Raw genomic sequence first — 10185 nt, 5'->3', positions numbered from 1 at the left:
GGCATTCGACATCACAGCCTTGATCCGTCGAGACTCTGGGTGATTCGGCACATAATAGAGGTCACACTCGGGATCAGGATTGTCCAGGTTTATGGTGGGTGGCAATACCTGATGCTTTATTGCCAAGATGGACGCTATCATCTCCACGGCCCCCGCAGCGCCTAACAAATGACCCGTAGAGGACTTGGTCGATGAAACCGCCAACCGATAGGCATGATCGCCAAAGACTCGCTTAATGGCTAACGTCTCGCCAATATCTCCTTTGGGAGTTGAGGTACCATGCGCATTAATGTAGTCAATCTCTTTGGGATCCATATTGGCATCCTTTAAAGCGCGTTGCATGGCCTGCGAAGCTCCGACGCCTTCAGGGTGTGGTTCCACCACGTGATAGGCGTCTGAAGAGCGTCCATATCCTGCAAGTTCTGCATAGACATGGGATGCCCCTCGTTTGGTCGCATGAGACAATGATTCAATGACCAAAAATCCGGCACCTTCGCCCATCACAAACCCATCACGGTCGCGATCAAACGGACGACTCGCGTGTTCGGGATCATCGTTGCGCGTCGACATGGCCCGCATAGAACAAAATCCCGCAAATGCCAAAGGAATTAAAGCAGCTTCGGTTCCTCCTACTAACATGACATCAGCTTCACCGTGCTGAATGGCTCGCAATCCTGACCCAATGGCATTGCCTGACGAGGCACAAGCCGTTACCACGGTTTCATTGGGCCCCTGCAAGTTCAGGCGAATCGCCAACTGCCCGCCAGCCATATTACCAATCATTTTAGGAATAAAGAACGGATTCACTCGGGAGGGCCCGCGCTCCAACAGCACTTGGTGCTGCTCAGTGAACGTTTGCATACCTCCGATTCCATTGCCGACCACCACTCCGACGCGCTCCGGATCGAAATCCTCTCCCATGGCGGCATCGCTCCATGCTGCCTCAGCAGCGACAATCGCCAATTGGACAAAACGGTCCAGATGTCGAAGGTCTTTACGGTCAAAATACGCACCAGGGTCAAAATCTGTTACCATAGCGGCCATACGCGTCGGATAGGCAGACAAGTCGTATTCGGTAACCATCCCAATTCCGCTTTTGCCACTGGTGATGCCAGCCCAAAACTCATCCAAGGAAGATCCGACGGGGCTCACAATCCCCATCCCTGTTACTACAACACGTTCCATGGAAATCCGCCGATCTCCTCTCTACCAGGAGAGAAAGTCTCATTTGAGACCTCTCTCACCTACGAATTTTCGCGGATGTATTCGACCGCATCATTGACCGTCGAAATCTTTTCCGCCTCATCATCAGGAATTTCTAGTCCAAACTCTTCTTCAAGGGCCATGATGAGTTCCACGATGTCGAGACTATCGGCACCAAGATCGTCAATGAAAGACGATTCCAACGACACTTCGTCCTCTTCAACACCGAGTTGGTCGACAATAATTTCCTTCACCTTATCAAAAATCTGCTCTTTACTCGCCACAAATCCCACTCCCTTAAATTAGTTGGTGTGCTACGTCGTGTGACTAATCCATCACCAGGCCACCATCAACCACAATGGTTTGCCCGGTCACGTAATCGGCTTGAGTTAAATACCATACAGCGTCTGCCACTTCTTCCGGCCTCCCGGCCCGTCCCAATGGGACCGACTTAATTAACCCGTCAAATGCCTCTTTGGACATATGCTGGGTTAAGTCTGTCTCAATGAGGCCCGGCGCCACCACATTCGCGGTAATATTTCTTGAAGCCATTTCACGTGCTAAAGAACGAGTAAATCCTATCACGCCAGCTTTTGCCGCAGCATAGTTAGCTTGTCCGGCGTTTCCTAGGATACCCGCAATCGAGGCAATGTTGACAATGCGACCAAATCGCTGTTTCATCATCGGCTTAATTGCTGCCCGCGATAAAGTAAATACGCTGGTCAGATCGGTCTGAATGACATCCTGCCAATCACTGTCCTTCATCCGCAATATCAGCGTATCACGTGTAATACCCGCATTGTTAATGAGCACATCAATCCGTCCAAAACGATCCATCACGGCATCAATGACGGACCCCGCTTGAGACACATCCGAAACATCCGCAGGGATTAGAAGACAATCCGATCCCAGTTCTCGAACCAATCGCTCGGTCTCTTGGGCGGCCTCTTGGTTGCCACGATAGTTGACGGCAATCATCATTCCCTCATGGGCCAACTTCAGCGCTATGTGACGTCCAATTCCTCGGGAGCCCCCGGTCACCAAAGCCACCTTTTCACGCCATGATATCGTCATCTTCATCCTACTTTCCTGGGATTGACAGGTTTGGCTGAGGCTCTCCAACCGCAATTCGTTGCTATTATAGCCTCCGACCTAGACCAGTTCAAGTGCTTTTCGGAGACTATCCAGGTCTTGGACCGAAGTCACCGTAGCCTGGCGATTAATCTTCTTCACTAAACTGGCCAGACTGCGTCCGGGTCCGAGCTCAAGATAATGTGTCATCCCGTCGTTCATGGCTCTGCGAATACCCTGCTCAAAATTCACCGGACGATACACCTGAGCCTCTAATCGCGGCTTAATTTCTTCTGGTGTTGTGCAGGGTTCGGTGTCCACGTTAGCAATAACGGGAAAGTGGCCAGGAGACATCGATAACGTGGATAACTCCCGTCCCAAAACCTCCCCCGCAGGTCGTAATAGGCTCGAATGAAACGGTGCACTCACCGCCAGTGCAATCCCCTTACCACCTGCCTCTTGAATCAAGGGTGCGGCAGCTTCAATCCCCCTCAGATATCCTGAGATCACAATTTGCCCCGGAGCATTGTAATTTGCCGGATCCACCTGAGCGGTACGACTCGCTTGAAGACAAATGTCTTGCACCACCTCGGGGCTAAGACCCATGACCGCCATCATGCCTCCTTGTCCTTTGGGCACCGCGTTTTGCATCGCCCGACCACGCAGTTGGGTCAAGCGCACGGCATCAATGTAGGACATAGCTCCCGACGCCACATAGGCAGAATATTCGCCTAGCGATAAGCCGATGGCAGCATCGGGCATAAAATCCGGCCGCTCATGCCGTAATGCCCGCCAAACCGCCACACTGGCCACCAAGATGGCTGGCTGCTGTACCTCAGTATCTTGGAGAGCGTCTGACGGCCCCTCAAAGATCAGCTTAGTTAAGTCATACTGAAGAGCCTCGTTGGCCTCCTCAAACGCTAAGCGCGATAACTGATAGCGATGATAAAACTCCTGACCCATGCCAACAAATTGAGACCCTTGACCAGGGAACATCACCAACCACTGCTTCATTGTACCCCCTCCTCCCAATATCTTGTCATGTCGCCTGGAATTGGCAAAACAATAATGCCAAAAGTCCCTGGCCCAACATGCGTCGAAATCACGGGACCAATCACGCCATCCTGCCATCCTAAGACCTGATAGTGTTCCATCAGCATCTCTCGGGCCCGTTCGTATATCCCGATATCCCCAGAGTGCGCAATGGCCGCCAAGATCGAGGTATGCGCCGGGACCCGCTCATAAACCTCATTGAGCATGGCGGAGATAATCTGACGCTCGCCTCGAACTTTCTTCGCCGGTTTAAACGAGCCGTGCTCTAATAAGAGGATAGGTTTCATATCAAGAAGCGTGCCCACCAAACGTGCCGCTTGGCCAATCCGACCACCCCGCGCTAAATACTCCAGCGTGTTAGGCGCCATCAAGGCGAAAAGACCCCTCTTTAGCATCTCGATCTCCGCCAACACGCTATCGAGCGATGCTCCCCGAGAGAAACGGTGATGAGCCCACCATACCAAAAGCCCGGTTCCCAGACTGGCCGATCCTCCATCGATCACCCAAATGCGCCCGGAGACCATGCGTGCCGCCATTTCTGCGGAACGCACGGTACTGGACAGCCCTGAACCTAGATGAATCGAAAGAATCGCCTCTCGACCACGCTGAAATTCCTCTTCGTACAGGGCGCGAAAAACCCCTGGCGACGGAGCCGACGTATGCGGTAAGGTTTTGAGTGTCGGCAGCAATGAGAGATATTCCCTCGCATCGAGATCAATCCGATCGCGAAAACTCTTATGATCATATTCCACCAATAATGGGGCCATGGCAATCTGGCGCTCGCGCAAGAAGCTCTCAGTCAAATCGGATGTGGAATCGGTCACGAGGCCTAGCTTCATGCCATGCGTCCCCACCGTATCACCGACGCTCCCCACGTCAACCCCGCGCCAAAGGAGGCGAGAACTAGGACCATGCCATCTTCAATCTGTCCCGACTCACGCAGCTCTTGCAATGCCAGCGGAATCGAGGCGACAGACGTATTCCCATAGCGATCAATATTCTTCACCACCTTCGAGGGAGGTAAATCGAACTGGCGCATGGCGGCATCAATGATGCGCTGGTTGGCTTGATGCGGAATGAGATAATCCATATCCTCGATAGAAAGCCCCGCTTTTCTGAGACTCGATTCCACCGCATCGGGCATGGCCTTCACGGCAAATCGAAATACGTCATTGCCGCTCATTTTCAGGTAATGCAACCGCGCTTCAACCGTGTCTTGCGACGCCGGAAGTCGTGAACCCCCGGCCGGAAGCGATAATAAATCCTTCCCTCGGCCATCCGCATTGACATAGGTGGCCAGCACCCCAAAGGGCGAATCATCTTCTGCCGATAGGATGATGGCGCCGGCGCCATCGCCGAACAACACCGCGGTAGTGCGATCTTGATAGTCGGTAATCGCCGATAACTTATCCGCCCCAACCACCAGCACCCGTCGATATTGGCCTGACTCTATCAGAGCCGATCCCATGCTCAATCCGTAAATCCATCCAGTGCAGCCCGCCTGCACATCCACCGCGGGCGTGGGGCGATCGGACAACTGTTCCTGCAATCGACACGCGGTCGATGGAAACACGGTATCGCTGGTATTAGTGCTCACAATAATAAAATCCAGGTCCGTCCCTTGCAGTCCCGCATCAGCTAGGGCGCGCTTAGCAGCCTCGCGTGACATATCGGCGGTTGTTTCGTCCGGCCCGGCAATGTGCCGTTCGCGTATCCCGGTCCGCGACGTAATCCATTCATCGTTTGTCTCCACCATCCGCTCCAAATCATGGTTCGATAAGATGTTCTGAGGCACATAGGTCCCGAGTCCTGCCACGACTGCTCTTCTCATTACATTTCGACCTCTTTTCGTATGCGTTCGCGGATGCGGTCTTGGGAATCATGTCGGCAGTAATCATCGGCGCGTAAAATCGTCCGCTCAAATGCCCTCACATCGCTCGAACCATGGCACTTGTAAAGAATTTGATTGAGACCTAAAAGCGGCGCCCCGCCTTGCTCTTGATAGTCCCAGCGCTTGCGCAGTTCCAACAAGCCATCTTTAACCAAAAGTGCTCCAAGTTTGCGTCGGATATTGCCCATCATAGCCGCGCGCACTTCTCGAAAAATATCACGGGCCACCCCTTCAATGGTCTTTAGGGCAATGTTGCCAGAGAACCCATCCGTCACCACCACATCGGCCGCTCCTTGCATAAGTTCCCGCGGTTCGAGGTTTCCCACAAAATTAATTAACGGATCGGTGCTTAAAAGCTTATACGCTTCTTTGACGAGCGGCGAACCTTTTTCCGGTTCCACACCAACATTCAATAGAGCGACGCGAGGACTGTCAATTCCATAAACCTCCCGACAATAGACGGTCCCCATCACCCCATATTGATAGAGTTGGTGGGGACGAGGTTCTAGATTGGCACCCACATCCAGTATGAGAACTCCCCACCCTTGAAAGGTCGGCAAAATGGCGGTCAATGCTGGTCGTTCAATACCCTTCATCCGCCCGAGTCCAAATAGACCAGCGGCCATCAAGGCTCCGGTATTTCCCGCCGAGATCACACCGTCTGCCTTACCGCTTTTAACCAGTCGAATGGCTTTAACAAGAGAGGATTCGCGTTTCTGACGAACCGCTTGAACCGGGGACTCTGCGGTATCAATCACTTCGGAAGCCTGAATCCACTCCAACTGCGGGTGGTCAATCATGGTCCGCATTTCTGAGGTTAATACGGCTTCATCGCCCACTAAAAAAATGTGCAGATCGGCACGGCCAACAACGGCAGATTTAGCGCCCAAAAGCGGTGCTGATGGTGCCAAATCTCCGCCCATCACATCGACCGCAATTCTCACAGCTCCAGTCCTCCCTTTTTGGGCTCTAACGCCACCACCACAAATTTTGCCCGAAACACCGGAACCTCTTTGACGGTGCTCACCACTAAAATGACCCATCGCGAACCCACATGGCGAATCACTTCCGCCGTGGCCCAAATTTGCTCGCCCGCCATCACTGGCTGCTTAAACTTAGCATATACCAACCCCGTCAAGACCACATCTCCATCTACAACAGACAGCGCTAATGAGTCGGCTTGAGCAAAGATATAATGGCCACGCAACACCCCGCTGCGCTCAAATCCCATGGAGGTCTGAGTATCTAAAATTGATCGACCGGATGACCCCAGTTGCAGGTCGATTAAGTCGCCCACTACTTCTTGCCGCTCCATCGCCCGCAGTCCGCGCACAGCTTGGCGTGCCAATCCTTCAGAACGCAACCGCAGTTCAGGTATCCCTAGGTGAAATCGGTCCAGTCGAATGGTCGGAACGCTCACCCCAAAAAACTGCGCCAATTCCTCGTCGGTCTGAAGAGGATTTTCGCGAATGCGTTCTTGCAGTAGACGCTGCCGTTCTGCCCGGCCTAATTTCGGCATCACTCTCACGCCTCCATCAATAAATACCTAGTAGATAATATCACTTAGTCATAATTATGAGGACAAAAAATTCCATGGCAAAGCCATGGAATTTCCTTCTATTGATCGTGACGAACAACAATCCGGCCATCGTAAAATCCGCAATGCGGGCATACGTGATGAGGCAGCCGATCCCCATGACACCGTTTGCACTCCACCCAATGCGGAGGCTTCAGTTTCCACTGCGAACGCCGTTGATGCGTCCGTTGACGAGACAATTTACTCTTTGGTACGGCCATGCTGTTCTCTCCCCAATCTTTGCTGATGATGGTCGTGCGTCGATTCCTTAAAATCTCTCAAGGCCGCCCAGCGGTCATCAACGACCGGAGTACAACCGCACTCACCGAGATTAAGATTTTGCCCACACATTGAACAGAGACCCCGACAATCCTCTTTGCACACCAAGGATATCGGAAAACTCACTCCAACGGCATCCGCGACCATTTCGTCCACATTGATTTTATCACCGGTAAAGCGCCAATAGTCTAAGGACTCATCCCGCGGACCCAGCTCTTCCCGAAACTCTTCTGTCGCTTCAAACGGCAAAGACACATGAAATGGCTCCGCGCACCGGCTGCAAATAGCCTGGGCCTCTACGACTCCTTTGACCTCCACAATAAACGACCCGCCGCCAGCATTGCGAACCAAGGCATCAACCGTCGCCGGATTGGATAAGGAATAGTCCACACGGGCCTCAGCCAAGTGCGGCCACGACTCAACAAAGCGCACCGACTCTTCGCGACCGACCCACTTCTTGACGTCTGAAACTCGCACCTCCATGCTATTCACCTCACGACACTCCTACTAGTATATAAGCTCGATAAATGGCGTGTCAATCCACACTACCTATTCTCCAAGGTAACGTCAAAGTCGTGATGCAAGCTGTAGCGCTTTTCGGGAGTCGAGCCCTTGAACGAAACCCCGCCGAAGTCAACTGAGAACGGCCACATGGCGTCCAAAATGGAAGTGAACCGGTCGTCTACGACCAGGAGAAATATCGCATGGATTCCACAGGGAATTATGGGAAGAGTATGCGTGCGGCCTGTTGCCTCCCGCGAAAGGCGTGATAGTTAATGCGGTGGCATTAGCGGAAGGATTGCGCACCGTAAGAATGGAATTAATGACTGATGTTGTCACCGGAACCATTCCGACTATCTGCGAAGTGCCAGTGGCTCTCCCAACCACTGTATAGGCTAGCTCAACCTCATTGATAGTAAATCCAGTTGACCCGGCTCGTAACACTGACCTGAAACAAGACTTGATAGGTGCCAATGGCAGCCAGGTTAAAACTAGTGGGGCCAGTAGCGAAAATAGTTGTTCCACTGGATGGACCATCGTTCGGAAAACTCACATCTGTGCCGGGTGCAACAGTGGCTGAATTTTCAGGCGGCATCAACGCATAAAAATCTGCGAAGTTTGATATTGCCCCCGTGGGCCTGTTGGCGCTAACTGGATTTAACAGTGATCTGGTGTGGCTCACTTTGTTACACAAAGTGCAAGCTGAAGTCAGTCAAAACAGTGTGTGAGGCGGTGCCGACAACGAACTCGGCCCTAAAATGTCAGTTTCTCGTGGATTCACTGCTACCGTCTGACGGAAAGTCCCTACTGGCATTTTATGGTTTTCATCTGTCGTGGGTCGTCCCGCAAAAAGATTCATCCTCGTCAGACGATAGTACGTGCCTCCACGTCCTGAATTAGCATATTTGTGATGAACATCGAGATTGCGGTCCGCACAATATCTGCCTAGAGTCACGAAGATTGCTTTCCCCGTCGTAGAGCACTCACAATGGCCCACACCACCAAGGCGAGCGCAAGAAAAAAAGCATATTCCCCAACGGGAATGCCCGCCAACTCATCCAAGTGATCTCGATGCACGACCAGCGCTGCCCCTAGCACAATCGCTCCTAATAAAAACGCAAAGGCTACCCGATTAATCAAAGTTTCCCAGTGGGCCAATATCCGTTCAATATTTTTTTGTTCTAATACTATGCGAATCTCGCCGCGCGAAAGCGTGCGCAACGCCAGTTCAATCTCCTCAGGAATGCTAGCTATAGCTTGAGACGCTCGGGTCACATCGCGTATCACCCCAGGCACCCAATTTTCTGGGTTCACTTTGTTCCACAGCAATTCTCCCGCAAGCGGCTTCCCCATGGCTAAGAGCGAAAATTCAGGAGCTATCGCTCGTACCACCCCGTCGGCCGTCACCGCGGTTTTGGCCAGCAGCATATACTCAGCGGGAATGCGCAATTGATGTCGTTGGGCCATTTGAAAAAGGTCGGACATCGCTTTGCCCAGTTGAAAGTCTTGAAGACGGGTTTCGTAATACCGTCGCCGCAGACGTTCCACATCACGTAACAGTCCACGGCGGTCCACCTGATGGCGAGAACCCGCAATCTCCAACAGAGCATCGGCTACGGCTTCGGAATTACCGTCCACCAATCCCAGCACCAATGCCACCGAACGCTGCTTCATTTCCCGTGATAGCATGCCCACCAGTCCCCAGTCGAGGAAAATGACATTTCCTAAGCCATCCACGTGAATATTTCCTGGGTGAGGATCGGCATGAAAAAATCCGTGAACAAATATTTGCTGATAGAGTGCCCGTACAAAAGTCTCCGCCACCTGTGACGAAGAAAGGCCCGCCTGCTGGATTCCCTCGCCGTCATTAACCTTCATCCCCGGAACGGATTCTAGCACTAGCACATCGGGGCGTGTCAACGACCAAATCACCTCGGGAATTTTTACCGCACTATTACCTTTTGCGTTCTGCCTAGCGCGATCGGTGTTTTGCGCTTCGATAGTAAAATCCAGTTCGTCTTGCATGGTGGTGAGAATTTCATCAACAAGGTCGCTCACAGCATATTGCTTGGCCCATTGTGTCCGCTTTTCCGCCATCTCTGCCAAAGAACGTAAAATGTGAAAATCGGCTTGCGCCTGTTCGCGAATTCCCGGCCGACGCACCTTGATCACCACGCGTCGTCCATCCTCTAATTGGGCCTCATGAACCTGTCCTATTGATGCTGCGGCCAAAGGCTCCTCGCGGAAAAACGCCACCATATCTGTCAGCGGAGCGCCCCAAGCTTGCTGTAAAATTTCAGCGATCTCGGAGTAGGGAATGGCTGGTACATCATCTTGCAGTCTCTGAAGTGCCTGCACCAATGGTTCGGGTAAAACATCCGGCCGAACCGACGCCAATTGTCCTAATTTGACATAGGTTGGTCCCAAATCGGCCAGCACAAGGCGAACTCTGTCGGGCCACTCGGCATCCATTTGAGGCAATCGATCCGCACGTAAACGACGACCTAATGAGAGATAGCTCGATAGTCCAATGCCGTCCAGCGCCATCACCAATCCGTGACGGGCCATCACTTCCGCAATTTGTCGCAACCTCCCCCACTCATGGCGATGC

The 10185-nt window shown here is 52.5% G+C and carries 11 protein-coding genes; all 11 read right to left on the bottom strand.

Features of this window, described 5'->3' with window-relative positions; translation table 11 throughout:
- Positions 1–1185: beta-ketoacyl-ACP synthase II (fabF, locus tag ACOJWD_RS05955; protein ID WP_486992302.1), on the bottom strand; the 1185-nt coding region annotated here is incomplete at its 3' end.
- Positions 1186–1244: 59 nt separating this feature from the next.
- A complete protein-coding gene (locus ACOJWD_RS05950) occupies positions 1245–1487 on the bottom strand; it encodes an acyl carrier protein (RefSeq protein ID WP_486992301.1) in 243 nt (80 codons plus the stop codon).
- A gap of 43 nt (positions 1488–1530) precedes the next feature.
- A complete protein-coding gene (gene fabG / locus ACOJWD_RS05945; RefSeq protein WP_486992300.1) occupies positions 1531–2277 on the bottom strand; it encodes a 3-oxoacyl-[acyl-carrier-protein] reductase in 747 nt (248 codons plus the stop codon).
- Between the two features lie 78 nt (positions 2278–2355).
- Positions 2356–3288, bottom strand: coding sequence for an ACP S-malonyltransferase (fabD, locus tag ACOJWD_RS05940; RefSeq protein ID WP_486992299.1), 933 nt, complete (start codon positions 3286–3288; stop codon positions 2356–2358).
- Positions 3285–4166, bottom strand: coding sequence for a DegV family protein (locus ACOJWD_RS05935; RefSeq protein WP_486992298.1), 882 nt, complete (start codon positions 4164–4166; stop codon positions 3285–3287). The genes fabD and ACOJWD_RS05935 overlap by 4 nt, the downstream gene beginning before the upstream one ends.
- Positions 4163–5158: a beta-ketoacyl-ACP synthase III gene (locus ACOJWD_RS05930; RefSeq protein WP_486992297.1), complete on the bottom strand. Its 996-nt coding sequence runs from the start codon at positions 5156–5158 to the stop codon at positions 4163–4165. The genes ACOJWD_RS05935 and ACOJWD_RS05930 overlap by 4 nt, the downstream gene beginning before the upstream one ends.
- Positions 5158–6162, bottom strand: a complete 1005-nt coding sequence (gene plsX, locus ACOJWD_RS05925) for a phosphate acyltransferase PlsX (RefSeq protein WP_486992296.1) — start codon at positions 6160–6162, stop codon at positions 5158–5160. Before plsX ends, ACOJWD_RS05930 begins: the two co-directional genes overlap by 1 nt.
- Entirely contained in the window at positions 6159–6737 is a 579-nt protein-coding gene (fapR, locus tag ACOJWD_RS05920; protein ID WP_486992304.1) for a transcription factor FapR, read from the bottom strand. Before fapR ends, plsX begins: the two co-directional genes overlap by 4 nt.
- Positions 6738–6835: 98 nt before the next feature.
- On the bottom strand, positions 6836–7015 hold the full coding sequence (rpmF, locus tag ACOJWD_RS05915; RefSeq protein WP_486992295.1) for a 50S ribosomal protein L32: 180 nt from the start codon (positions 7013–7015) through the stop codon (positions 6836–6838).
- Positions 6996–7556: a YceD family protein gene (locus ACOJWD_RS05910; protein ID WP_486992303.1), complete on the bottom strand. Its 561-nt coding sequence runs from the start codon at positions 7554–7556 to the stop codon at positions 6996–6998. The genes rpmF and ACOJWD_RS05910 overlap by 20 nt, the downstream gene beginning before the upstream one ends.
- 969 nt (positions 7557–8525) lie before the next feature.
- Positions 8526–10185, bottom strand: a 1660-nt coding sequence (locus tag ACOJWD_RS05905) for an ABC1 kinase family protein (protein ID WP_486992294.1), incomplete at its 5' end; no start/stop codon positions are given.

The sequence above is a fragment of the Sulfobacillus sp. TH-112 genome, from assembly GCF_057473405.1.
The sequence above is the reverse complement of the archived record's forward strand: the minus strand, read 5'-3'. Positions and strand labels throughout refer to the sequence as shown.

Coding starts and splice junctions, on each gene's coding strand:
- ACOJWD_RS05930 (WP_486992297.1), bottom strand. CDS start 5,158: ATGAGAAGAGCAGTCGTGGCAGGACTCGGGACCTATGTGCCTCAGAAC.
- ACOJWD_RS05935 (WP_486992298.1), bottom strand. CDS start 4,166: ATGAAGCTAGGCCTCGTGACCGATTCCACATCCGATTTGACTGAGAGC.
- fapR (WP_486992304.1), bottom strand. CDS start 6,737: ATGCCGAAATTAGGCCGGGCAGAACGGCAGCGTCTACTGCAAGAACGC.
- rpmF (WP_486992295.1), bottom strand. CDS start 7,015: ATGGCCGTACCAAAGAGTAAATTGTCTCGTCAACGGACGCATCAACGG.
- fabG (WP_486992300.1), bottom strand. CDS start 2,277: ATGACGATATCATGGCGTGAAAAGGTGGCTTTGGTGACCGGGGGCTCC.
- ACOJWD_RS05910 (WP_486992303.1), bottom strand. CDS start 7,556: ATGGAGGTGCGAGTTTCAGACGTCAAGAAGTGGGTCGGTCGCGAAGAG.
- fabD (WP_486992299.1), bottom strand. CDS start 3,288: ATGAAGCAGTGGTTGGTGATGTTCCCTGGTCAAGGGTCTCAATTTGTT.